We start from the raw sequence: 24,515 nt of genomic DNA on the forward strand, positions 1-24,515 counted from the left end.
AGACACCATGCGCGCGATTCGCTGCAATCAATACGGCCCCCCCGAAAGCCTGACCGTCGAGGATCTGCCCGATCTGCAACCGAAGGCCGGCGAAGTCGTGATCGACGTGCGCGCGGCAAGCGTCAATTTCCCGGATGTACTGATCATCGAGAACAAGTACCAGTTCAAGCCGCCGCTGCCGTTCACGCCGGGCTCGGAAGTCGCGGGCGTGGTGCGCGCGGTCGGCGAAGGCGTCACGCAGTTGCAGCCGGGCGCACGCGTCGTCGCGTTCACCGGTTCGGGTGGCTTTGCCGAACAGGTCGCGGCGCCGGTCTCCTCATGCGTGCCGCTCGAGGACGACGTCGACTTCGCGCTCGCGGCGGCGTTCCAGCTCGCATACGGCACGTCGCATCACGCGGTGGTCGATCGCGCGGCGCTGCGGGCCGGCGAAACGATGCTCGTGCTCGGCGCGGCGGGCGGCGTCGGCCTCGCTGCGGTCCAGATCGGCAAGGCGCTCGGCGCGCGCGTGATCGCGGCGGCATCGACCGACGACAAGCTCGCGGTCTGCGTCGAACACGGCGCCGACGCGACGATCAACTACACGCGCGACGATCTGCGCGAGCGCATCAAGACGCTGACCGACGGCCGGGGACCGGACGTGATCTACGACCCGGTCGGCGGTATCTATGCGGAGCCGGCGTTTCGCAGCATCGGCTGGCGCGGGCGCTATCTGGTCGTCGGCTTCGCGAACGGCGAGATTCCGAAGCTGCCACTGAACCTGGCGTTACTTAAAGGCGCGAGCATCGTCGGTGTTTTCTGGGGCGATTTTGCGAAGCGCGAACCGGAGCGCGATGCGGCCGGCTTCAAGGAACTGATGGGCTGGATCAAGCAGGGCAAACTGCGTCCGTACGTGTCGGCACGCTATCCGCTCGCCGATACGGGCCGCGCGCTGCGCGACATGGTCGAGCGGCGCGTGACGGGCAAGATCGTGATCGAGCCTTGATGGTGTTTTATTCGGCGCGTGGGTGGACGACGCGCCCTCACAGCTTCTCGGTGTCGCCGCTCTTCGGCTGCCACTTCATCAGGCGCCGCTCCATCAGCCCAACGAGCGCGTCGAGCACCAGCGCGAACGCGGTCAGCACGAGAATCCCGGCGAACACGGCGTTGATGTCGAAGGTACCTTCGGCCTGCAGGATCAGATAGCCGACGCCGCGCGCGGAACCGAGATACTCGCCGACCACCGAGCCGACGAACGCGAGCCCTACCGACGTATGCAGGCTCGAAAACACCCAGCTCGTCGCGCTCGGCAGGTACACGTGACGCAGCAGCTGTTTGCGGTTCGCGCCGAGCATCCGGGCGTTCGCGAGCACGACGGGGCTCACTTCCTTCACGCCCTGGTACACGTTGAAGAACACGATGAAGAACACCAGCGTCACGCCGAGCGCGACCTTCGACCAGATGCCGAGACCGAACCACACGCCGAAGATCGGCGCGAGAATCACGCGCGGCATCGAGTTGGCTGCCTTGATGTACGGATCGAACAGCGCGCTCGCCATTGGCGACAGCGCGAGCCACAGTCCGATGCCAAGCCCGAGCGCGGTGCCGATGACGAACGCGAGCACCGTCTCGATCAGCGTGACCCACAGGTGCAGATAGATTTCACCGGACGCGAACCATTCCCAGATCTGCACCAGCACCTTCTGCGGCTCGCCGAAGAAGAACGCTGCCTTGTTCGGGTCGTCGAAATAGAACGCCGGCAGCAGCGTGGGGCTTGTCAGCACGTACCAGAGCGCGAAACTCAGTATGAGCAGCAGCCACTGCCAGATCACCAGGTTCGCGCGGTTCGGGCGCATCGTTTTCCACATGGAGTTTGCCTTCTAGCGTCTCTTTGCGTCGACGCGTCGCGTTCACACCGCGGTCAGCTGCTGCTGATAGCCCTTGAGCACTTCGTCGCGCAACACGGCCCAGATCTGCGCGTGCAGTTCGACGAAGCGCGGATGCGCGCGAATTTCGGCAACGTCGCGCGGCCGCGGCAGGTCGATCGGGAATTCGCCGATCGGCCGTGTGCCCGGCCCCGCCGACAGCACGACGACGCGGTCCGACATCGCGATCGCCTCGTCGAGATCGTGCGTGATGAACAGCACCGCCTTGCGCTTCGCGACCCACAGATCGAGCAGCTCGTTCTCCATCAGCTGGCGCGTCTGGATGTCGAGCGCGGAAAACGGCTCATCCATCAGGATGATGTCGGGATCGAGAATCAACGTCTGCGCCATCGCCACCCGCTTGCGCATCCCGCCGGACAACTGATGCGGATAGCGATCGCCGAATCCACCGAGCCCGACGCGCTTCAGCCACTCGTCGCCCCGTGCGCGCGCTTCGTCGCGCGGCACGTTGTGGAACGACAGGCCCGCCGTGACGTTATCGATTGCCGAGCGCCACGGCATCAGCGCGTCCGCCTGGAACATGTAGCCGGCGCGGCGATTCAGTCCGGTGAGCCGTTCGCCGAACACGCTGACGGTGCCCGACGACGGCTGCAACAGCCCCGCGCCGATGTTGAGCAGCGTCGACTTGCCGCAGCCGGTCGGGCCGACGACCGAGACGAATTCGCCGGGCGCGATGCGCAGCGTCGTGTCCTTGACGGCTGTGTAGCGTTGCGTCCGGTCGTCGCGCGACGCGAACGTGCAGGTGATGTTTTCGAGTGCCAGGGCGGCAACGGTCATCGGTCGGCTCCCTTCGGGTAACGGATCGCGGGAGGTCAGGCCTTGACGGTCGCGAGCGCTTTCTTCACGAAGTCGTTGGTCCACGTCTTCGACAGATCGAGCGTTTTGCCCTTCACGTTCTCGTCGAATGCCTGTAGCGTTTTCAGCGACGTTGCGGGGCCGTCGGCGGGCATCAGTCCGTCCGGCGACATCGCTTCCTTCACGTGCTCCCACGCCGCCAGATACAGCGCGCGGTCGCCGAGCAGGTACGACTCGGGCACTGTGTTGATGAGGTCGCTGCCGGTCGCGCCTTGCAGCCATTTGAGCGCGCGCACCATCGCGTTGGTCAGCGCCTGCGTGGTATTCGGATTCTTCGTGATGAACGACTGCGACGCGTACAGGCAGCCGGCCGGCATGTTGCCGCCGAACACCGCGTGCGTGTCGGCGAGCGTGCGCGTGTCGGACACGACGCGGATGTCGCCCGAGCGTTCGAGCTTCGTCATCACCGGATCGAGATTCGCAAGCGCGTCGATCTGCCCGGACTGCAGCGCGGCGATCGCCCCCGCGCCTGCGCCGACGCCGATGAACGCGACGTCCTTCGCGCTCAGGCCGGCTTTCGCGAGTACGAAGCTCGCCATGATCGACGTCGACGAACCCGGCGCCGTCACGCCGATTTTCTTGCCCTTCAGATCGGCGATCGACTTGTAGTTCGGCAGCGTTTTCTTCGACACCGCGAGCACGATCTGCGGCGCGCGTCCCTGCAACACGAATTCGCGGAACGACTGGTTCTTCGCCTGCAGCAGCAGCGTGTGTTCGAACGCACCCGACACGACGTCCGCGCTACCGCCGACCGCGGCCTTCAGCGCCTGCGAGCCGCCCGCGAAATCGGAGATCTCGATGTCGAGTCCTTCGTCCTTGAAGTAATTGCGCCGCTCGGCGATTGTCAGCGGCAGGTAGTAGAACAGGTTCTTGCCGCCCACCGCGATCGCAACCTTCTGCGTTTCGGGTTTGCCCTGCGCAAAGGCGAGCGGCGTACCGGCGAAAGCCGCGCCCGCGACCGCGGCGGTACCGGCGAGAAAGCGTCTGCGTTGCATCGTCGAAGTCTCCTGTCTTTATTGTTCGTGCGCGCGATGAAACCGGCGCGCCGGTGTTTCATGGGCCGGGGCGCAGGTGCCCGCTGCTGCCCGCCGTCGCCGCTATTCAGACGATCTGTTGTTCGTGCAGCCGCGCGATGCGCTCTGCATCATAACCTAGCGATTGCAGGACTTCATCGGTATGTTCACCCAGTTCGGGACCGAGCCAGCGGGTGTCGCCGGGAGTGTCCGAGAGCTTCGGCGTGACCGCGGGTAACGCGATCTCGTGACCGTCCTGCCACTTGAAACGCTGGATCATCTGGCGCGCGAGGTACTGCGGATCGGTGAACATATCCGCAACGCTGTAGATGCTGCCGACCGGCACGTCTGCCGCGTTCAGCACCGCGAGCGCTTCGTCGATCGTGCGGTCGGCGAGCCATGCGGCGATCGCGCCGTCGATCTCCGCGGTGCGCGGCACGCGACCGTCGTTGTGTGCGAGCGATGGATCGTCGGCGAGATCCGAGCGGTCGATCGCGAGCATCAGCCGGCGGAAGATTGGATCGCTGTTGCCGCCGATCACGATGCTGCCGTCCCGGCACGGGTACGTGTTCGACGGCACGATGCCCGGCAGCGATGCGCCGGTGCGCTCGCGCACCATGCCGTACACGCCGTACTCGGGCACCACGCTCTCCATCATGTTGAACACCGCCTCGTACAGCGCGACGTCGACGATCTGACCTTTGCCGCCGTTCGTGTTCTTGTGATGCATCGCCATCAGCGCGCCGATCACGCCGTGCAGCGCGGCGATCGAGTCGCCGATCGAGATGCCGATACGCGGCGGCGGCAGATCCGGATAGCCGGTGATGTGCCGCAGCCCGCCCATCGATTCGGCGATCGCACCGAAGCCGGGCCGGTCGCGATACGGACCGGTCTGGCCGTAGCCCGACAGACGCACCATCACGAGACCGGGGTTGCCGGCCGACAGCACGTCGTAGCCGAGGCCAAGCTTTTCGAGCAGCCCAGGCCGGAAATTCTCGACGACGATATCGGCTTCGCGCGCGAGGCGCCGGACGATCTCCTTGCCCTCGTCGGCTTTCAGATTGACCGTCACCGATTTCTTGTTGCGCGCCTGCACCGCCCACCACAGCGACGTGCCGCCCGCTTCCGGATAGAGCTTGCGCCACTTGCGCAGCGGGTCGCCGCCCTTCGGGTCCTCGATCTTGATCACGTCCGCGCCGAACTCGCCGAGAAAGCGCGCGGCGAACGGGCCCGCGATCAGCGTGCCGAGTTCGAGCACCTTGACGCCCGCGAGCGGGCCGGGCGCCACGGCGGCGGCGGTGGGGGTCGTCGTGTTCATCTGTCTCCTTCGTTCTGATGGGCTGGCCGCGGGCGGCGTGCGACGTGCGGTGTGCGACGCGTTCGCCGTGCCGCTGCCGCTACAGCGAGCGGCGGTCGAGCATCGCGCGGGCGATGGTGCCCGCGTCCACGTATTCGAGTTCGCCGCCGACCGGCACGCCGCGCGCGAGCCGCGTCACCGCGAGACCGCGCGCCTTCAGCGTCTGCCCGAGGTAGTGGGCGGTCGCCTCGCCTTCGTTCGTGAAATTGGTGGCGAGCACGACTTCCTTCACGATCCCGTCCGACGCGCGCTTAACCAGCCGGTCGAAATGGATCTCCTTCGGACCGATGCCGTCGAGCGGACTCAGCCGGCCCATCAGCACGAAGTACAGGCCGCGGTAGGTCATCGTCTGCTCGAGCATGATCTGGTCGGCCGGCGTTTCGACGACGCACAGCAGCGTCGGATCGCGCGCCTCATCGCTGCAGACTTCGCAGATCTGCGCTTCGGTGAAGGTGTTGCACTTCTCGCAGTGCTGCAGATGTTCGGTCGCGAACAGCAGCGAGCGGCCGAGCTTTCCGGCGCCTTCGCGATCGTGCTGCATCAGGTGATACGCCATGCGCTGCGCGGACTTCGGCCCGACACCGGGCAATACGCGCAGCGCCTCGACGAGCGCCGACAGTGCGGACGGTTGTTTCATTCGATGACGGCGACGGCGCTGGAAAGTGGCGAATGGGAAACCAGTGAAGCGGACGACGTCGTGCCCGGCAAAGCCGATGGCGACCCGCCGTCCGGATGCGGGCTCAGAACGGCAGCTTGAAACCCGGCGGCAACGGCAGGCCAGAGGTCATGCCGCCCATCTTTTCCTGCGCGGTGGCTTCGGCCTTGCGCACGGCGTCGTTGAACGCGGCGGCGACGAGATCTTCGAGCATGTCCTTGTCGTCGGCGAGCAGGCTCGGATCGATCGACACGCGACGCACGTCGTTCTTGCAGGTCATCGTCACCTTCACGAGACCGGCGCCGGACTGGCCCTCGACCTCGATCAGCGCGAGCTGTTCCTGCATCTTCTTCATGTTTTCCTGCATCTGCTGCGCCTGCTTCATCAGCCCGGCGAGTTGGCCTTTCATCATGGGAGTGCTCCTTGCCTTGTGGATCGTAATCGTGTGAAAGCGGTGGTGTCTTATGGTGTGGCGCTGCGTTCCTGCTACACGCAGCAGCAGGCGGCAAGCGCTCGATGTCAATGCGCGGACGACGCGCCGTCCTGTGCGACAGGCCGGATCGAACCCGGCACGATGCTCGCGCCGAATTCGCGGATCAGCGACTGCACGAACGGATCGGCGCCGATTTCGCGCTCGGCCTCTTTCTGACGCTGCGCGCGCTCGGCGGCATCGAGCGCGGCGGCCGTGCGGCGCGCGGGGCCGACTTCCACCTGCACGTCGACGTCGCGACCGAGGCGCTCGGCGAGCGCCGCCTTCAGCTTCGCGACCTGCGACGACTCCGCGTATTGCGGCACCGGCACGTTGAGCCGCAGCGTCGCGCCATCGAGCGCCATCAGTTCGCTGTTGAATGCGAGCTGGTACGAAATGCCCTTCAGCGGCAAGCCGGCGGCGAGCGCCGGCCAGTCGCCCTCGAAGCCGAGCGGATCGAGCGGTATCGCCGGCGGCAGCGGACGCGTATCGACGACCGGTGGTGCTTCGGCACGCACGGGTACTGCGCCGTTGAGCCGAACGTCGTCAAGGCCGCTGTCGAAGACCGGCACGAAGCCGTCGTCGGGTGCTGCGAAGAAAGCGTCGTCGCCTGAAACGGGGATGTAGTCGTCGGGCGGCATGTCGTCCCACGGCGGGACCGAGGCGGCGCTTTGTTCGCGCTTGTCCTGAGCGGCGTTCGGGCGGGCTGCCGGGGCGTTTTGCGCGGGACGTGACGCGGGTGCCGATGGTACTGACGGCACCGGGACAACGACGCGTGGCGCAGCGGCCTTAGGCGCGGCCGGCGATGCCGCTCGAGGCGCCGGGCTGATGCGGTCGCGCGTCGACGAAACCTTGAGGCCCGCGTTGCGCAGCACGTCGAGTGCAGCGCTTGCGCCACCACCGGCGCGATGCGATGCGGCTGTTTCTGCTGCAGCCTTGTTTATAGCGGCATCAGCGACGCCGGGGGGGCTGGCGGTTCTTTTCTGTGCGGTTGCGGCGGCTGGCGTGGTTACGATGGCCTCCGGCTCTGCTTTCAGCACTAGCGGCGAGGCCAGTTCCGCGATGTCGGTAACTTGCGCTTCGATGATCTCGGGCAAAGCCACGAGCTGCGGCTCAACGATCGCGTCATCGGACGCACTGGTCTCCGGCGAAGCGTCGGCTTGCGCTTCAACGACCACGTCGACCGATGTACCCGTCCCAGGCGAAGCTGCGGCCGGTGGTTCGACGATCGAGCCATCGGACGTACCTGCTTCGGGAGACGCTGCGACCCGAGCCTCACGCACAGGCACACCATCGTTGGTCTTGCCGACGTGCACATTCGCTTCACCGCTCGCCTGCCGTACAGCGGCGCCCGGTGCCTTCGCTGCAGGCACCGTTGGTGTCTGCGCGGAGTCCGCGGCCTGCACCGGCGCGGACGCTCGCCGTACATCGGCAGACGAAGACGTCGACGGCCGCGCAGCCGGCACCGTCCCTCCGCCGTTGCCGCCACCATTCGGCGCGGGCTCGAATGCGAGCATCCGCAGCAGCGTCATCGTGAAGCCCGCGTATTCGTCCGGCGCGAGACCCAGTTCGCTGCGGCCAATCGTGGCGATCTGATAGTAAAGCTGGACCTGCTCCGGGTTCAGCGCATCGGCGAAGCGGCGCAGATCGGTAGCCTCGGGCCATTCGTCGAGCACCGACGCCGGTGCGAACTGCGCCCATGCGATACGGTGCAGCAGACTCGCAAGATCCTGCAGCGCCGTCGAGAACGACAGGCTGCGCAGCGCCATCTCGTCGGCGACCGCGAGCACCGCGGCACCGTCGCCCGCGGCCAGCGCATCGAGCAGACGCACCAGATAGCTCTGGTCGAGCGCGCCGAGCATGCCGCGCACGGCCTCCTCGGTCACCTGATTGGCCGAATAGGCGATCGCCTGATCGGTCAGCGACAGCGCATCGCGCATCGAGCCGTCGGCGGCACGCGCGAGCAGCCGTAGCGCCTGCGCTTCGAAACTGATCTGCTCGTCGCCGAGAATCCCCTCGAGATGCGACACGATGTGCCCCGCCGGCATCTGCTTCAGATTGAACTGCAGGCAGCGCGACAGCACGGTAACCGGGATTTTCTGCGGATCGGTGGTGGCGAGAATGAACTTGACGTGCGACGGCGGTTCTTCCAGCGTCTTCAGCATCGCGTTGAACGCGTGGTTGGTCAGCATGTGCACTTCGTCGATCATGTAGACCTTGAAGCGCGCATCGACCGGCGCATAGACCGCGCGTTCGAGCAGTGCCGCCATCTCGTCGACGCCGCGGTTGCTCGCCGCGTCCATCTCGACGTAATCGATGAACCGCCCTTCATCGATCTCGCGACACGCCCGGCACACGCCGCACGGTGTCGACGTGATGCCGGTCTCGCAGTTCAGCGCCTTCGCGAAGATACGCGACAGCGTCGTCTTGCCGACGCCGCGCGTGCCGGTAAACAGATAGGCGTGGTGCAGACGGCCGCCGTCGAGGGCGTGCGTGAGCGCGCGCACCACGTGCTCCTGTCCGACGAGCGAAGCGAAATCCTTCGGCCGCCATTTGCGTGCGAGAACTTGGTAGGTCATCCGGAAATTGTATCAGCAACGTTGGTCCGCACAGACGAATCGAAAGCGCCCGACCGGGTGGCAGGAACATGCGTCTGCACGATTGAATTTCGCTGACTGGATGTAGCTGAAATTGGAAAACTGATGTGCTGAAAATGAGCAGCCACTGAACGATGCGGCCCGAAACCAGCGGAAGAACGACACAGAAAAAAGCGGGAGGTGACGAGCCTGACCCTCGGCACTGGCGGAAAACGGCTGTGGCTGCTTCGTTCCCGACCTGACCAGGTTGACCATCCCTCCATGCGAGGAGGCCCGTCACGTTGCATTCTATCATCGGTGCTGCTGCGGCGCGACAGCTAAAGTGAACGGCCGCCGCGTAACGCTTATCCGCAAAGGCACCGCGCAGTTATCAGCCCCTCTTGTGTTTGCTGCGAAAACCACCAGATAAGGGTCGTGGAAATCCCCGCGCGAGGATAAAGCCCCACTGCCCTGATGACTACTATCGCGGCGGGCAACGCATAGCGAATTAAGCTAAACTGGCGGCCAGATGTCCCGCAATACAGGTCCCCTAGCGCCCTTCCGAGACTGCATCCGCAGTTTCTCGAACGGACTCGAACAGGGCTCGGCGTGCGGCTACACGAACAGAAGTTTTTCCGGTTTTGGTGTATCGTGGCGAGCAATTCAGGCCGGCCTCGATCCGAAAGAGGTATTCATACAATGAGCGAACAAATCAAGCATATCAGCGACGCATCGTTCGAAACGGACGTCGTGAAATCCGATAAACCCGTATTGCTCGACTTCTGGGCGGAATGGTGTGGTCCGTGCAAGATGATCGCCCCGATCCTCGACGAAGTCGCGAAGGAATACGACGGTCGCGTGCAGATCGCGAAGATCAACGTGGACGAGCATCAATCGACGCCGGTCAAGTTCGGCGTGCGCGGTATCCCGACGCTGATCCTGTTCAAGAACGGTGCGGTCGCCGCACAAAAGGTGGGCGCGCTGTCGAAGTCGCAGCTGACCGCGTTCCTCGACGGCAACCTGTAAAGAAGCTTCTGTCGCGGCGCAATTCACCGCGAACCGTACCGGGCGTGTTGTCCATCGACAACACGCTCGTTGCTCAGGTGCTCTTCACTCACGTCGGCGGAATCCGGCGTGTGCTATGCTAGAATCTACAAAACGTCGAAAAGACGTGTAAGTCCTTGAGCGGTTCCGCTCAACTCTCCTCCCAGATTCCAATTCGTCGCACCTTCTCCCGCGGGTTCTCCGTATGCATTTATCCGAGCTTAAGACTCAGCACGTGTCTGAATTGATCGAGATGGCCAATGGCCTCGAGATCGAAAGCGCGAACCGCCTGCGCAAGCAGGAACTGATGTTCGCCATTCTCAAAAGACGCGCCAAAACCGGCGAAACGATTTTCGGCGACGGCACGCTCGAAGTATTACCGGATGGTTTCGGTTTCCTGCGCTCGCCGGAAACCTCCTATCTGGCAAGCACGGACGACATCTACATCAGTCCGTCGCAGATCCGCCGCTTCAACCTGCACACCGGCGACACGATCGAAGGCGAAGTGCGCACGCCGAAGGACGGCGAACGCTATTTCGCGCTGGTGAAAGTCGACAAGGTCAACGGCCAGCCGCCGGAGGCGTCGAAGCACAAGATCATGTTCGAAAACCTCACGCCGCTGCACCCGAACAAGGTGCTGCTGCTCGAGCGCGAAATGCGCGGCGAGGAAAACGTGACGGGCCGGATCATCGACATGATCGCGCCGATCGGCAAGGGCCAGCGCGGCCTGCTGGTCGCGTCGCCGAAGTCCGGCAAGACGGTGATGCTGCAGCACATCGCGCACGCCATCAAACAGAACCATCCGGACGTCGTGCTGTTCGTGCTGCTGATCGACGAACGGCCGGAAGAAGTGACGGAAATGCAGCGCTCGGTGGCGGGCGAAGTGATCGCGTCGACCTTCGACGAACCGGCCGCGCGTCACGTGCAGGTCGCCGAAATGGTGATCGAAAAAGCCAAGCGCCTCGTCGAAATGAAGAACGACGTCGTGATCCTGCTCGACTCGATCACGCGCCTCGCGCGTGCGTACAACACCGTCGTCCCGGCCTCGGGCAAGGTGCTGACGGGCGGTGTCGATGCGAACGCACTCCAGCGTCCGAAGCGCTTCTTCGGCGCGGCGCGCAACATCGAGGAAGGCGGTTCGCTGACGATCATCGGTACCGCGCTGATCGAAACCGGCAGCCGCATGGACGACGTGATCTACGAAGAGTTCAAGGGCACCGGCAACATGGAAGTGCACCTCGAGCGCCGTCTCGCGGAAAAGCGCGTCTACCCGTCGATCAACCTGAACAAGTCCGGCACGCGCCGCGAGGAACTGCTGATCAAGCCCGAAGTCCTGCAAAAGATCTGGGTGCTGCGCAAGTTCATTCACGACATGGACGAAGTCGAATCGATGGAATTCCTGCTCGACAAGGTTCGCCAGACCAAGAGCAATTCCGAATTCTTCGACATGATGCGTCGCAGCAGCTGATAAGCCGCACTGCATCGCTCGAACTGCAACACAAACCGTCCGCCTCGTGCGGACGGTTTTTTTTCGCCTGTCGCCAGCGCATCGCATGTCACGCGTCACCCGTTTCCGCCAACATATACGTGAACGTACACGTTGATCTATAATGGCCGCTACCCACACCCGCCTCACCGCGCCATGGCCAAAGGCCCCGACCCGCAACTGCTCACCGTGCAGGACGCCGCGAAGCGCCTGCACGTCACCGCGCGCACGCTCAAGTACTACGAGGAACGCGGCCTCGTCACGCCGACCCGCAGCGAGGGCCGCTACCGGCTCTACGGCAGCGACGATCTCGAACGTTTCGCGCGGATCTTGCGGCTGCGTTCGCTCGGCTTCTCGCTGCAAGGCATTACCGAAATGCTCAAGCGGCCGTTCGACCGGCACGAGGGTGGCCGCAGCCGGCTGTCGGACGCGTCGCTGCGCGAAGTGCGTGACGCGCTGACCCAGCAGATCGACGCACTCGACGCGCGCATCGAATCCGTCAGCCGGGAACTGAAGGAGGCACGGACGCTGCGCGCGGAGCTGAGCCACGATCTCGATTACGTCGCACGCCGCGTGGCCGGCGAAAGCGCCGACACGCTGCTCGAAGAGCGGCGCGATGCACTCGTCCGGAAGCGGACGCCCGCGGCGAAACAAGCGAAGCCCAGAGATCCGTCCGCATGAACGCAACACCGTCCCGCGTCCCGCTTTTCAGCGTCGACAAGCTACGCGGCGACTTCTTCCCGTGGGTGCTGGCGGTCGTCACCGGCCTCGATTACTTCGATAACGCCGTCTTCTCGTTCTTCACCAGCTATATCGCCGGCGGCATCAACGCATCGCCGGACGAACTCGTCTGGTCGTCGAGCGCGTACGCGGTCGCCGCCGTGCTCGGCATCCTGCAGCAGCAATGGTGGGTCGAGCGAATCGGTTACCGGCGCTATGTCGCGGCGTGCATGCTGCTTTACGCGGCCGGCGCGGTCGCGGCCGCGCTCTGCGAAACGTCGGTGGAACTCGCGTTCGCGCGGGGCTTTCAGGGCTATTTCATCGGCCCGATGATGGGCATGTGCCGAATCCTGATCCAGATCAGCTTCACGCCGCAGCAGCGCCCTGCCGCGACGCGCGCATTTCTGATCCTGATCCTTCTCGGCAGCGCACTCGCGCCGCTTGCGGGCGGTCTGCTGGTCGCGCATTTCGACTGGCGCGCGCTCTTCGCGTGCACGGCGCCCGTTGGCGTGCTGTTCGCGATCCTCGCGTTGCTGGCGCTTCCGGATTCCGGCAGCCTGCAGCCGGAAGAGCGCGGCGCCACCCACTTCTGGCCGTACCTGATTTTCGCGTTCGCACAGGGCGCGCTGCAGATCGTGATGCAGCAGGTGCGCTTCAGGCTCTTCACAGCGTCGCCGGAACTGGTCGTGCTGACCGTGTCCGGCATCGGCGCGCTCGTGTGGTTCGTCTACCAGCAGTGGCATCACCCGTCACCACTGGTGCGGCTGCACGCGCTGCGCGAAAAGACCTTCCAGATGGGGCTCGTGCTGTACATGTTCTACTACTACGTGTCGACTGCGTTCAGCTATCTGATTGCGCGGTTTCTCGAAGGTGGGCTCGGCTATCCGGTCGAGAACGCTGGCCGGCTCGTCGGCGTGACGTCGCTGATTTCCGCGAGCGCGCTCTTCATCTACCTGCGCTATGCAAAACTGCTGCCGCGCAAGAAGTGGATCATCGTGCCGGGCTTCGCGATCGCCGCATTCGCGGCTGCATGGATGACGCGGATGTCGCCTGACGTCGGCGAAGCAGCACTGATCGCCCCGCTGCTGCTGCGCGGGCTGCTGTTGCTGTTCATCGTGTTGCCGGTTGCGAATCTGACGTTCAGAATCTTCGCGATCGAGGAATTTACTCACGGCTACCGGCTGAAGAACATCGTGCGTCAGCTGACCATCTCGTTCGCGACGGCGTCTGTCATCATCGTCGAGCAGCATCGTCAGGCGCTGCATCAGGCGCGGCTCGCGGAGTTCGCGAATCCGTTCAATCCCGCGTTCCAGAGTACGATCGCGTCGCTGACGAACGGCTTTGCGGCGACCGGCCAGCTGCCCGCGCAAGCACATGCGCTCGCGACGGTCGAGGTCGCCCGAATCGTCGCGCAGCAGGCGAGCTTCCTCACGTCGCTGGATGGGTTTTATTTCCTGATCGGCGTCGCCGTGTGCGGCGGCATTTTCGCCGCGTGGCAAAAACAGATCGATTGACCGATGCTCTCGAAACTCACTCACTGGTTCGACGCCCGCCGCCGCGACCGCGCGCTGCGCACTCACTCGATTCCCGATGCGCTGTGGCGGACGACGCTCGACGGCCTGCCCTTTCTCGCCCATCTGGACGCGGCGGACCTCGCGCGACTACGCGAAATGACCAGCCTGTTCCTCGCGCAAAAGCAGTTCTCGACCGCGCACGACCTCGAACTCACCGACGAAATGACCGTCGCAATCGCCGCACAGGCGAGCCTGCCCGTGCTGAATCTCGGCCTCGACCTGTATCGCGGCTGGGTCGGCGTGATCGTCTATCCAGGCGAATTCGTGATCCGCAAGACCGTCGAGGACGAAGACGGCGTCGTGCACGAAGTCGAGCACGACGCGAGCGGCGAAGCATGGGAAGGCGGTCCGGTGGTGCTGTCGTGGGAAGACGCGCAGATGACCGACGGCAGCGACGCGTACAACGTCGTGATCCACGAATTCGCGCACAAGATCGACATGCTGAACGGTGAAGCCGACGGCCATCCGCCGCTCTTTCGCCGCTGGCACGCGCCGCTCGATTCGCAGGCGTGGGCCGACGTGTTCGATCACGCCTACGACCGCTTCTGCGCGCGCGTCGACGCGGTGCCGGAGCGCCGCTGGGCGCGCTTCGAACGCGAATCGTTGATCGACCCGTATGCCGCGGACCATCCGTCGGAATTCTTCGCGGTCTGCAGCGAGGCGCTATTCGTCCGGCCGCAGGCGTTCGAGGCCGAATACCCCGAGCTGTACCGCCTGCTGGCCCGCTATTACCGGCAGGACCCCGCGCGCACCGGCTCGCTCGCAGCTGGCACGCGCTGAAAAAGGGGGCGTGGGGGTTGTGAAAGGCCTTGCGAAAAAGTCGCCAACCGACTGATTTTCTGGCATAATTGCCGCTTTTCGACCGTAGGTAAGTGGCTCGCGCCAAAATGCCGTCCGCATGCAGTGTTGCAGCGACGGCACGCGGGTTGGCTACCGCCAGATTAGAGGAACGACCATGAAAGAAGGCATTCACCCCGATTACCGCGAAGTCCTGTTCATCGATATGTCGAACGACTTCAAGTTTGTGACCCGCTCGACCATCCACACCCGCGAGACCGCCGAATTCAACGGCAAGACCTATCCGCTCGCGAAGATCGAAGTGTCGTCGGAATCGCACCCGTTCTACACGGGTCAGCAAAAGATCATGGACACGGCCGGCCGTGTCGAGAAGTTCAACAAGAAGTTCGGCGCACGCGCCAACGGCAAGGCCGTGAAGTAAAAGCCGCGTTGCCGGGGCCTCGATCGATGGCAGCCGGAACGAAGCACGAAGGGCAGCGCAAGCTGCCCTTTTTTATCGCCGGCCGCTTTCGGCGACATCCGCTATCGGCAGTTCCGGCCGATATCCAACGCGATCTCGCCACCCACCGTTCACGCAACACGCGCAACAGCCGTAAGCACCGGCAAGACTCCATGCCATGCGCCACCGTGACGCACGGCGCACGGCCCGTCTACAATGCCGGATGCTCCAGACCGGCCACCGTCCCGGGCATCGTTTCACACGGCCGGCCGCCTCGCCTTTCCGTTATCCAGACATCTGCATGAGACCTGTCGTTCGCCTCACCGCCTCCGCGACCAGCGCACTGCCCCGCTGGCTGCTGCTGACCATCTGTATCGTCTATGCGTCGTTCGGCCTGTTCGGCCGCGACCCATGGAAGAACGAGGACGCAGCCGGTTTCGGCGTGATGTGGACGATGGCGACGGGCCACGTGCACGACTGGTTGCTGCCGAACCTCGTCGGCAAATACATCACATCGGAAGGCCCGCTTGGCTACTGGCTCGGCGCGAGCTCGATCCGTGCGCTCGCGCCATGGGTCGATGCGAGCAACGCGTCGCGCGTGTTCACCGGGCTGTTGTTCTGCGCCGCGTGCGCGTTCGTCTGGTATGCCGCGTATCTGCTCGGCCGCCGCCCTGAAGTTCAGCCGTTCAAATACGCGTTCGGCGGCGAACCGGAACCGCGCGACTTCGGCCGCACGCTCGCTGACGGCGCGCTACTGATCCTGCTCGCGTGCTTCGGCCTCGCCGAGCGCGGTCACGAAACGACGCCGCAGATCATGCAGTTCGTCTGCGTCGCGATGCTCGTCTACGGTCTCGTGCGGATGGTCGACAAGCCCATCCAGGGCGCGCTCGTCTGGGGGTTCGCACTCGGACTCGTCGCGTTGTCGAGCAGTCCGGTGCTGGTCGTTGCGCTGCTGGTCGGTACGCTGGCGATGACCGTGATCGTGCGCGAGACGCGCTCGCGCTGGCTGCTGCTGGCGGGCCTGCCGGTCGCGCTCGCGTTGTCGGTGTCGTGGCCGCTCGTCGCGCTTTCCATGTTCCCCGATGACGCCGTGTGGTTCCTCAATCAGTGGATGAACGGCAGCATCAACTCGTTCGGCGGCTCGCCCGAACCGGTGCTGCGCTACGCGCTGAAGAACCTGCCACTGTTCACGTGGCCGGCATGGCCGCTCGCACTGTGGGCGTTTTTCAGCTGGGCCGGGCTGAGACGCGCGCCGCACGTTGCGATCCCGCTGTCGGTCATCGCGCCGCTGCTGATTCTCGTCGTGCTGCAGAGCCATCAGTCGAACCGGCTCTACATGCTGCTGCTGCCCGCGCTCGCAGTGCTCGCCACGTTCGCGCTGCCGACGTTGAAGCGCGGCGCGATCAACGCGATCGACTGGTTCGCGATGCTGAGCTTCACGATCATCGGCTCGGCCGTGTGGCTGTTCTGGCTTGCGGGCCTGACCGGCTTCCCCGCGCCGCTCGCACGCAACCTCGCGCGCTACGCGCCGGGCTTCACGCCGCAGTTCAAGATCCTGTCGTTCGTCTGCGCGGTCGCCGTCACCCTCTGCTGGTTCGCGCTCGCCCGCTGGCGGCTGTCGCGGCATCCGAAAGTGCTGTGGCGCAGCGTCGTGCTGTCGAGCGCCGGCACAACGCTGATGTGGGTACTGCTGATGACGCTGTGGCTGCCGCTCGTCAACTACAGCCGGACCTACAAGGACGTCGCCGAACAGATCGCGAGCCATCTGCCGGACGACTACAGCTGCATTTCGCCGGTCCGGCTCGGCAATGCGCAGATCGCGACCTTCGCGTATTTCGGCGACATGCACTTCTCGTTCAACGAAGACTGCGACGTGATCCTCCGTCAGGACACGCAGGACTTCGGCGAACCGAGCTCGATGCCGTCGTACATCTGGAAGCTGGTCTGGGAAGGCCGCCGCGTCGCCGACCGCGACGAACGCTTCCGTCTGTACGTCCGCATCGATCGACCAAAGCCGCCCGTCAAGCGCCGTCCGCCGCGCCGTCAACCGGACTGACCATGTTCGCGGACGTGCGGAAAATCGCCGGGCTCGCGTGGCCCGTGCTGATCGGCCAGCTCGCAATCGTCGCCTTCGGTGTGATCGATACGGCGATGGTCGGCCGCTATTCGGCGGTCGATCTGGCCGCGCTCGGCCTCGGTTCGTCGATCTACGTTTCCGTCTACATCAGCCTGACCGGCATCATCACCGCGCTACAACCGATCGCCGCGCAACTGCACGGCGCGCGGCGCTACGAGGAAATCGGCGAAGAGGTGCGTCAGTCGCTGTGGCTCGCGGTCGTGCTCGCGGCGCTCGGCTTCTCGATCCTGTTTTTTCCCGGACCGCTGCTGCGGCTCGCGCACGTGCCCGACACGCTGCGCGAACTGACGGTCTCGTATCTGCGCATCCTGTCGTTCGGGTTGCCCGCGAGTCTCGCGTTTCGCGTCTACAGCTCGCTCACCAATGCAGTCGGCAAACCGCGACTCGTGATGGTCCTGCAGATCGGCGCGCTGCTGATCAAGTTTCCGCTCAACACGTGGCTGATCTTCGGCGGACTCGGCGTGCCGGCGCTCGGCGGTCCCGGCTGCGCGCTCGCGAGCACGCTGATCAACTGGACGCTCGCGGTCGTCGGCATGACCGTGCTGGCAAGGCTCGACGTTTTCCGGCCGTTCGCGATCTTCGCGCGCTTCTGCTGGCCGGTGTGGCAGCGGCAACTCGCCCAGTTGCGACTCGGTATCCCGATGGGGCTGTCGTACCTGATCGAGGTCACGTCGTACACGTTCATGGCGCTTTTCATCGCGCGTTTCGGCACGACGACGCTCGCCGGGCACCAGATCGCGGGGAACGTCGGCGCGGTGCTGTACATGACGCCGCTGTCGATCGGCGTCGCCGCGTCGACACTCGTCGCACAGGCGCTCGGTGCGCATCGCTACGATGCCGCGCGCACGCTGGCGCGGCACGGCATCGCGATGGCTGTCGCGCTCGCATGCGGCTACGGCCTTATCGTGCTCGCGCTGCGGCCGTTCGTCGTCGCCGGCTACACGCCGGACCCGCAGGTGGTCGCCGCCGCGATGCCACTCGTGCTGATCGTGGCGTTCTATCACGTGTTCGATGCGCTACAGGTCACGTCCGCGTTCGTGCTGCGCGCCTACCGGGTCGCGGTGGTGCCAACGGTCATCTACGCGATCGCGCTATGGGGCGTGGGCCTCGGCGGCGGCTATCTGCTTGGCTATAACGTCGGCGGCGGCGTGCCGTCGTGGCTCACCGGCGCGCGCGGCTTCTGGGTCGCGAATACGGCGAGCCTCGCGATCGCCGGCACAGGGCTGCTGCTGTACTGGCGCGTCGTCAGCGCACGCTATAGCGGCCCGCGCGTGACACAACCGGACACTGTGGCCTAAGCACACCGAAGCCCCCCGCATTACCCGATTTGCATCGCCTCTACGCCGCACAATCGCGCACAACCGCTTGTACGCACTGCAAACCGTCAAAGATTTAACCAGTGTTAAATCAGCGCCCCGGTGATTTACTTGCGACAAATCGATCGGTATAAATCGAGGGCCTTTCATAAAAAGGGCGCGCAATTTGTCCTATGCTTAAGCGCAGCGCCTGCTGACTGGATGCGCGATCCGTTCCCGGCTCATTTTTTTGCCCTCAATGGAGTGCCTGCCATGCTGAAAAAGCTGTTGATGCTGTGCGTTGCCCTCGTGCTGTCGGTGTCCGCGGGGTTTGCCTCCGCCGTCGAAGTCAATACCGCCGATCAGGCGTCGCTCGAATCGGTCAAGGGTATCGGCCCGGTCCATGCGAAGGCGATCATCGACGAACGCACGAAAAACGGCCCATTCAAGGACGCCGCCGACCTCGCGACCCGCGTCAAGGGAATCGGCACCAAGTCCGTGACGAATCTCGAGGCCGCCGGGCTGACCGTCAACGGCTCCTCTGCGCCGCCGCCGGCAGGCACCAAGGCCGCGACGAAGTCCACGACGACGGCTGCCGCGCCGGCCGCAACGACCCCGACGCCTGCGCCAGCCGCGACGACGACGGCCACCGCTAGCGCTCCGGCGGATGCATCGGGCGGCAAGGCGACGAAGTCGAAGCGTTCGAAGAAGAGCAAGGCTGCTTCCGATGCAGCCACCGCATCGTCTGCCGCACCGGCTGCGGCAACATCGGACGGCAAGACCACGAAGACGAAGAAGTCGAAGAAGAGCAAGGCTGCTTCCGCCGCAGCGGCTTCGGGCGGCTGACGCATTGCGATTTATCCGTGCCGCGCCCCCGCGCGGCGTTTTCCCCCGCCGGTCCGCGTGTCGCAGCAGCGAAATCCGCAGATCGGCTATCCAGTGAGACCGCCATGAGCCTACTCGACACTCTCGGTTCCCTGCTTGGCAAGTCGCCCGATGGCGGCGGCGGCCAGCAAGCCCTGATCTCCACCGCCCTCGAATTCGTCAACAACCAGCCGGGCGGCCTGAACGGCCTGATCCAGAAATTCCAGGAAAAAGGCGCCGGCGACATCATCAGTTCGTGGGTCGGCAACGGCGAGAATCAGGCAATCTCGCCCGACACGCTGCATAGCGTGCTCGGCTCGGACGTGGTGAGCGGCCTCGCCGCGAAAGTCGGCGTCGATCCGCAGCAGGCCGCCGGCCTGCTGTCGCAGGTGCTACCGCACGTCGTCAACGCCGCGACGCCACAAGGCGAAGTGCCCGCTGGCGGCCAGGTGAACAGCGAAAGCGTGCTCGGCGCGCTGGGCAGCCTCACGTCGCTGCTCGGCAAGGGCGGCGGCACTCCGACCGCGTAACGTTGAAAGAAGGGGGGCGCCTGGCGCTCCCCTGCTTTTCACCTCTTCACGCGCGCCCTCTGCCTCGAGGGCTGTCCTCGCGTCGACCCTCCGCTTCGGCGCCACCGCACCATCTGCTGCACGACCGCGCTCAAGCCCCCGCTACCGACAGCTTGCGTACCATGTCCGCGACGATCGTGTGCCGGATGACCCGCATACACATCGCTTCGCCGCCGAACGTCGCCGCGAGTGCCGGATTCCCGGCAGCGAGCCGGGCGTTCTCCGCTTCGACTTCCGCATAAAGATCGTCGGCCGCGCGACCGATCGCGTTCACCTGCGCATCGAGCAGACGCACGGCGGTGCCGCGCGCGATGCCGATCACGTCGGCGGCACGCAGCATCAGGTCGCGATTCATATCTGCGTAGTAGCGCACGCCGAGCACGTCCCACGCGAACGACACCCGCTCCGGCCAGTCCCGCTTCTGATACGTCGGTGTGCTCCATGCCGCGACGCTCAGCAGGTCGTAGAACGGTGCGAGTTGAACGCCCTCGTGTGACACGAAGAAGCTGAGATTCTTCAGATGCGCATCCGGGTTGCCGACCAGCACGTTGAACACGAGCCACGAAAACAGTCGTGTGCGAGCCGCCGCTCGATTACGGCACGCGTTCGCGATCGCAGCCAGTTGCTCGACGCTGCCTTGCTCGTACTTGAACGTGCGCGCGAGATCGAGCAACTGGCACGCGTCGATCGAATGGCGGCGCTGCCACACGCCGTCGTGCTCGATCCGGTCGAAACGATCCACCAGATACACCGGCGCAGGCACATAGCGGCGATGCACCGGCGGCACATCCAGTTTCAGACGCGCGGCGAGCGTCATCACGAACCACTCGTCGATGACCGAATGCGGATAGTCGCCCTCTTCCTGATGATTCGGCTTGAGGATATGCGTCGACGGTGTTGCGCCCGCCGGCTCGAGCAGCCGGTCGTCCTGCAGTACGACCGCGAGCTTGTGCTGCGCACCGGCCAGCGACATGCGCTTCAACGCATCGTGCGTGAGTGGCACGCGCGGCAGCGCCGCGATCCGCGCGGCGAGATCCGCGTCGGCGAGCGGCCGCAGTCCTTCGCCTTGGGCCGCGCGAGCGTCCGCGAGATCCGGCGGCAGCAGCGTGACCGATCCTGCCGACTCGGCGCCGTAATGCGCGAGCAGCGCGAATGCATCGGCTTCGTTACGGATGTTCGCGTCGCGCGCGAGCAGCGCACGTTGTCCTTCCTCAGGCAGCAGATTGTCGAAATACCATTGCACCGACCGGCGACTGCTGCCGTCGCGCAGCGGTTCGGACTGAAGCGGCAGCGCGGGGCTCAGCGGGTAGCTTTCCGGGCGGGTGAGCCAGTCGGCGGTGTAGGTGAGGCTCCAGATATCGCCGTCGTCGCGCAGCACGCCGACGTCGATGCCGTTGATGCTCGCGACGAGACTGCGCGACGGCGGCACATGCTCCGTCGCGCGTTCTACCGCCGTCATGCCGTATCCCCGGAAGGACGCTGCCGTGCGCGTGCCTCGCGCTTCGCGAGCTTGTCGCGCTCACGCTCGAGCAGCGCGACGGCCGCATCCGGCAAATCGACGCTCACCTTCACGCCGAGCGATTCAAGCACGCGAAAGAGCTTGCCCCAGTGCACGCCTTCCGCACCGTTTTCGACCTTGCCGAGAAAGCTCTCGCTAACGCCGATGCTGCCCGCCGCATCGTCCTGACGCAGACGTTGCGCCTTGCGTGCCGCGCGAATCGCGATGCCGAGATCACGGGGTGTTTCGATGTCCGTTCTCATTCAGAATCCTTGCATTCATACGGATTTTATTATTTTAGCAGATAGGTAGTCAAAAATCCGTACGATCTAAAGGATTTAATGACAAAAGCGAGCGCCGAAACAAAAATCCATGCGATTGAACAGATTCTCAGGCAGAAAAATACAAATCACCTCATTATCCATGCGATCACAAGGTTAAATCCAAAGAAAAAGGGCAACGAATCGCTTCGTTGCCCTTCCCGGTCACACCGGCGCCGACGCGCCGCTCAATGACGCAATACGCTCAATGCACGACGCGCTCGAACACCAGCTTGCCGCCCTGGAGTTCGACCGGAATCACGTCCTTCGGACCGAACTTGCCGGCGAGAATCAGCTTCGCCACCGGATTCTCGATCTCCTGCTGGATCGCGCGCTTCAGCGGCCGCGCACCGAACAGCGGGTCGTAGCCGACCTTGCCGATCTGCTCGAGCGCCGCATCCGAGACGACCAGCTGCATGTCGAGCTTCGCGAGCCGCTCGTGCAACCGTTGCAGCTGGATCTTCGCGATCGACTGGATGTTCGAACGGTCTAGCGCATGGAACACGACGACGTCGTCGATCCGGTTCAGGAATTCCGGCCGGAAGTGCAGCTTGACCTCTTCCCACACGGCATCCTTCACCGCTTCCTGCGGTTCGCCGACCATCGCCTGGATCACCTGCGAGCCGAGGTTCGACGTCATCACGATCACCGTGTTCTTGAAGTCCACGGTGCGCCCCTGACCGTCGGTCATGCGACCGTCGTCGAGCACCTGCAGCAACACGTTGAACACGTCCGGATGCGCTTTCTCGACCTCGTCGAGCAGGATCACGCTATACGGCTTGCGGCGCACGGCTTCCGTCAGGTAGCCGCCTTCCTCGTAGCCGACATAGCCCGGCGGCGCGCCGATCAGCCGCGCGACGCTGTGCTTCTCCATGAACTCGCTCATGTCGATACGGATGAGATGATCTTCCGAATCGAACAGGAACGACGCCAGCGCCTTGCACAGCTCGGTCTTGCCGACGCCCGTCGGCCCGAGGAACAGGAACGAGCCATACGGACGGTTCGGATCCGACAACCCCGCACGCGAACGACGGATCGCATCGGCCACGGCACTGATCGCCTCGTCCTGACCGATCACGCGTTCGTGCAGTTTTTCCTCGATCTGCAGCAGCTTTTCGCGTTCGCCCTGCATCATCCGCGACACCGGAATCCCGGTTGAGCGCGACACGACGTCCGCGATTTCCTCCGCACCGACCTGCGTACGCAGCAGACGCCGACGCGTCGGACTGTTCTGCTCCTGCGCCTCCGCCTGCGCGACCTGCTTCAGTTGCGCCTCGAGCTGCGGCAGCTTGCCGTACTGCAGTTCCGCGACCTTTTCGAGCTTACCTTCGCGCTGCAGCCGCGTGATTTCGGCACGCGTGCGTTCGATGTCTTCCTTCAGTTGCGCGCTGCCCTGCACCGCGGCCTTTTCGGCGGTCCAGATTTCCTCGAGGTCCCCGTACTCGCGATCCAGCCGGTCGATCTCTTCTTCGATCAGTTGCAGCCGCTTCTGCGACGCCTCGTCCTTCTCCTTCTTCACCGCTTCGCGCTCGATCTTCAGCTGGATGCGCCGGCGGTCGAGCCGGTCCATCTCCTCGGGCTTCGAATCGATTTCCATCTTGATCTTCGACGCCGCTTCGTCGATCAGATCGATTGCCTTGTCGGGCAGGAAGCGGTCGGTGATGTAGCGATGCGACAGTTCGGCGGCCGCGACGATCGCCGGGTCGGTGATCTCGACGCCATGGTGCAGTTCGTACTTTTCCTGCAGGCCGCGCAGGATCGCGATCGTCGCCTCGACGGTCGGCTCGTCGACCAGCACTTTCTGGAACCGGCGTTCGAGCGCCGCGTCCTTCTCGATGTACTTGCGGTACTCGTCGAGCGTGGTCGCGCCGACGCAATGCAGCTCGCCGCGCGACAGCGCCGGCTTCAGCATGTTGCCCGCGTCCATCGCGCCTTCGGCCTTGCCCGCGCCGACCATCGTGTGAATCTCGTCGATGAAGACGATGGTCTGGCCTTCGTCCTTCGCGATGTCGTTCAGCACGGCCTTCAGGCGCTCTTCGAACTCGCCGCGATACTTAGCTCCTGCGAGCAGTGCCGCCATGTCAAGCGACAGCACGCGCTTGCCCTTCAGCGTTTCCGGCACCTCACCGTTGACGATCCGCTGTGCGAGCCCTTCGACGATCGCCGTCTTGCCGACGCCAGGCTCGCCGATCAGCACCGGGTTGTTCTTGGTCCGGCGTTGCAGGATCTGGATCGAGCGGCGGATTTCGTCGTCGCGGCCGATCACCGGATCGAGCTTGCCGGCGCGGGCACGTTCGGTCAGGTCGACCGTGTATTTCTTCAATGCTTCGCGCTGACTCTCGGCGTCCTGGCTGTGCACCTGCGAGCCGCCGCGCACCGCGACGATCGCCGCTTCGAGCGACTTGCGCGTGAGGCCGTGCTGACGCGCGACCCGGCCCGCCTCGCCTTTGTCGTCGGCGACAGCGAGCAGGAACATTTCGCTCGCGATGTAGCTGTCGTTGAGCTTCTGCGCTTCCTTGTCGGCCTGGTTCAACAGGCCCGTCAGATCGCGCCCGATCTGCACGTTGCCGTCGGTGCCCTGCACCTGCGGCAAGCGCTCGATCGCGTCGTTCAGCGCCGTCTGCAGCGCCTGCACGTGCACGCCCGAGCGCGACAGCAGCGAACGCGCGGCGCCGTCCTGCTGCGCGACGAGCGCCGCGAGCAGGTGCACCGGTTCGATGTATTGATTGTCGCGGCCGACGGCGAGACTCTGCGCGTCCGCGAGTGCTTCCTGAAATTTGGTGGTGAGTTTGTCGATTCTCATCAAGCAGCTCCGATTTCGAATATCACCAAAATGAGGTGTTTCGTGCGGTTTTCAAGCGCTTTTTTGAGTTTTCAGGCGAATTTTACGACACCGCACGACAGCAGCGCCAGTGGTGCGGCTT

Annotated in this window: 21 protein-coding genes and 1 other RNA gene; 11 read left to right on the forward strand and 11 right to left on the reverse strand. The window is 64.5% G+C overall.

Features of this window, described 5'->3' with window-relative positions:
* Positions 1–7: 7 nt before the first annotated feature.
* The gene (locus ACREXZ_RS06335; protein WP_431763185.1) at positions 8–982 is read left to right on the forward strand and encodes an NADPH:quinone oxidoreductase family protein; all 975 of its coding nucleotides are present in this window, start codon (positions 8–10) and stop codon (positions 980–982) included.
* Between the two features lie 37 nt (positions 983–1,019).
* Here the strand turns inward: ACREXZ_RS06335 and ACREXZ_RS06340 are convergent, their stop codons facing one another.
* The 8 genes from ACREXZ_RS06340 to ffs form a co-directional block, all read right to left on the reverse strand.
* Complete coding sequence (locus ACREXZ_RS06340) at positions 1,020–1,844, reverse strand: ABC transporter permease (protein ID WP_431763186.1); 825 nt, start codon at positions 1,842–1,844, stop codon at positions 1,020–1,022.
* A gap of 42 nt (positions 1,845–1,886) precedes the next feature.
* On the reverse strand, positions 1,887–2,699 hold the full coding sequence (locus ACREXZ_RS06345) for an ABC transporter ATP-binding protein (protein WP_431763187.1): 813 nt from the start codon (positions 2,697–2,699) through the stop codon (positions 1,887–1,889).
* A gap of 35 nt (positions 2,700–2,734) precedes the next feature.
* Positions 2,735–3,772: an ABC transporter substrate-binding protein gene (locus tag ACREXZ_RS06350; protein WP_431763188.1), complete on the reverse strand. Its 1,038-nt coding sequence runs from the start codon at positions 3,770–3,772 to the stop codon at positions 2,735–2,737.
* Positions 3,773–3,878: 106 nt separating this feature from the next.
* Entirely contained in the window at positions 3,879–5,108 is a 1,230-nt protein-coding gene (locus ACREXZ_RS06355) for a CaiB/BaiF CoA transferase family protein (protein ID WP_431763189.1), read from the reverse strand.
* A gap of 79 nt (positions 5,109–5,187) precedes the next feature.
* Positions 5,188–5,784 (reverse strand): recombination mediator RecR, encoded by a 597-nt coding sequence (gene recR / locus ACREXZ_RS06360; RefSeq protein ID WP_431763190.1) that lies wholly within the window; start codon positions 5,782–5,784, stop codon positions 5,188–5,190.
* A 103-nt stretch (positions 5,785–5,887) separates the two neighbouring features.
* Positions 5,888–6,214 carry a YbaB/EbfC family nucleoid-associated protein gene (locus ACREXZ_RS06365; protein WP_007182071.1) on the reverse strand — a complete coding sequence of 109 codons (327 nt, stop codon included), beginning with the start codon at positions 6,212–6,214 and terminating at the stop codon, positions 5,888–5,890.
* A gap of 107 nt (positions 6,215–6,321) precedes the next feature.
* Positions 6,322–8,850, reverse strand: a complete 2,529-nt coding sequence (locus tag ACREXZ_RS06370) for a DNA polymerase III subunit gamma/tau (RefSeq protein ID WP_431763191.1) — start codon at positions 8,848–8,850, stop codon at positions 6,322–6,324.
* Between the two features lie 197 nt (positions 8,851–9,047).
* An RNA gene (gene ffs, locus ACREXZ_RS06375) (signal recognition particle sRNA small type) lies at positions 9,048–9,146 on the reverse strand.
* 400 nt (positions 9,147–9,546) lie between these two features.
* On the opposite strand from ffs, the gene trxA reads away from it, so the two are divergent.
* The 10 genes from trxA to ACREXZ_RS06425 all read left to right on the forward strand — a co-directional run bounded on the left by trxA (position 9,547) and on the right by ACREXZ_RS06425 (position 19,734).
* Complete coding sequence (gene trxA / locus ACREXZ_RS06380) at positions 9,547–9,873, forward strand: thioredoxin TrxA (RefSeq protein WP_133648936.1); 327 nt, start codon at positions 9,547–9,549, stop codon at positions 9,871–9,873.
* Between the two features lie 223 nt (positions 9,874–10,096).
* Positions 10,097–11,359 carry a transcription termination factor Rho gene (gene rho, locus ACREXZ_RS06385; protein ID WP_431763192.1) on the forward strand — a complete coding sequence of 421 codons (1,263 nt, stop codon included), beginning with the start codon at positions 10,097–10,099 and terminating at the stop codon, positions 11,357–11,359.
* A gap of 174 nt (positions 11,360–11,533) precedes the next feature.
* On the forward strand, positions 11,534–12,058 hold the full coding sequence (locus tag ACREXZ_RS06390) for a MerR family transcriptional regulator (protein WP_431763193.1): 525 nt from the start codon (positions 11,534–11,536) through the stop codon (positions 12,056–12,058).
* Positions 12,055–13,611: an MFS transporter gene (locus ACREXZ_RS06395; RefSeq protein ID WP_431763194.1), complete on the forward strand. Its 1,557-nt coding sequence runs from the start codon at positions 12,055–12,057 to the stop codon at positions 13,609–13,611. The genes ACREXZ_RS06390 and ACREXZ_RS06395 overlap by 4 nt, the downstream gene beginning before the upstream one ends.
* 3 nt (positions 13,612–13,614) lie before the next feature.
* Positions 13,615–14,451 (forward strand): zinc-dependent peptidase, encoded by an 837-nt coding sequence (locus tag ACREXZ_RS06400; RefSeq protein WP_431763195.1) that lies wholly within the window; start codon positions 13,615–13,617, stop codon positions 14,449–14,451.
* Positions 14,452–14,626: 175 nt separating this feature from the next.
* Positions 14,627–14,890, forward strand: coding sequence for a type B 50S ribosomal protein L31 (locus tag ACREXZ_RS06405; protein ID WP_431763196.1), 264 nt, complete (start codon positions 14,627–14,629; stop codon positions 14,888–14,890).
* A gap of 319 nt (positions 14,891–15,209) precedes the next feature.
* Positions 15,210–16,964, forward strand: a complete 1,755-nt coding sequence (locus ACREXZ_RS06410; protein WP_431763197.1) for an ArnT family glycosyltransferase — start codon at positions 15,210–15,212, stop codon at positions 16,962–16,964.
* Positions 16,965–16,966: 2 nt separating this feature from the next.
* Positions 16,967–18,343 (forward strand): MATE family efflux transporter, encoded by a 1,377-nt coding sequence (locus ACREXZ_RS06415; protein ID WP_431763198.1) that lies wholly within the window; start codon positions 16,967–16,969, stop codon positions 18,341–18,343.
* Between the two features lie 270 nt (positions 18,344–18,613).
* Positions 18,614–19,186 (forward strand): ComEA family DNA-binding protein, encoded by a 573-nt coding sequence (locus tag ACREXZ_RS06420; RefSeq protein ID WP_431763199.1) that lies wholly within the window; start codon positions 18,614–18,616, stop codon positions 19,184–19,186.
* A gap of 104 nt (positions 19,187–19,290) precedes the next feature.
* A complete protein-coding gene (locus tag ACREXZ_RS06425; protein ID WP_431763200.1) occupies positions 19,291–19,734 on the forward strand; it encodes a YidB family protein in 444 nt (147 codons plus the stop codon).
* 130 nt (positions 19,735–19,864) lie between these two features.
* Here the strand turns inward: ACREXZ_RS06425 and ACREXZ_RS06430 are convergent, their stop codons facing one another.
* The 3 genes from ACREXZ_RS06430 to clpB form a co-directional block, all read right to left on the reverse strand.
* Positions 19,865–21,232, reverse strand: coding sequence for a HipA domain-containing protein (locus ACREXZ_RS06430; protein ID WP_431763201.1), 1,368 nt, complete (start codon positions 21,230–21,232; stop codon positions 19,865–19,867).
* Positions 21,229–21,534, reverse strand: coding sequence for a helix-turn-helix domain-containing protein (locus tag ACREXZ_RS06435; RefSeq protein WP_431763202.1), 306 nt, complete (start codon positions 21,532–21,534; stop codon positions 21,229–21,231). Before ACREXZ_RS06435 ends, ACREXZ_RS06430 begins: the two co-directional genes overlap by 4 nt.
* A 262-nt stretch (positions 21,535–21,796) precedes the next feature.
* Positions 21,797–24,394 carry an ATP-dependent chaperone ClpB gene (gene clpB / locus ACREXZ_RS06440; RefSeq protein WP_431763203.1) on the reverse strand — a complete coding sequence of 866 codons (2,598 nt, stop codon included), beginning with the start codon at positions 24,392–24,394 and terminating at the stop codon, positions 21,797–21,799.
* Positions 24,395–24,515 lie beyond the last annotated feature (121 nt).

The sequence above is a fragment of the Paraburkholderia sp. genome (assembly GCF_050742655.1).
Classification (GTDB): domain Bacteria; phylum Pseudomonadota; class Gammaproteobacteria; order Burkholderiales; family Burkholderiaceae; genus Paraburkholderia.